1 protein-coding gene is annotated in these 263 nt (G+C 57.8%); it reads left to right on the top strand.

Annotated features, from left to right (window positions below; genetic code table 11):
- Window positions 1-50 precede the first annotated feature (50 nt).
- Window positions 51-263 (top strand): hypothetical protein (locus tag ADK28_RS32635; RefSeq protein ID WP_204375359.1); only part of this gene is annotated, 213 nt, incomplete at its 3' end.

Raw genomic sequence — 263 nt, 5'->3', positions numbered from 1 at the left:
CAGCCGTTGGTGGTGCGGGTATAGTTCTCGATACTATGCTCGGCACTGGTGTGACAAAAAAAGCCTACCAGTCTCTTAAAGGCTCATGGGCGCGCTTTCGCGGCAAGGCGGGGACCGTCGCCGAAGAAGTTGTCGAGGGGGCTGAATCTGTCGGCGGTGAGGCTATGGGGGCTGTCAAAGGGGCCGGGCATTTTGTGGGGCGCCTTTTCGGTCCTGCATTATCGTTAGTCACAGGGGCCTATGACGCCTATGAGACGCATAAC

It is taken from the genome of Serratia sp. 506_PEND (assembly GCF_001076875.1).
GTDB lineage: Bacteria > Pseudomonadota > Gammaproteobacteria > Enterobacterales > Enterobacteriaceae > Serratia > Serratia marcescens.
The sequence above is the reverse complement of the archived record's forward strand: the minus strand, read 5'-3'. Positions and strand labels throughout refer to the sequence as shown.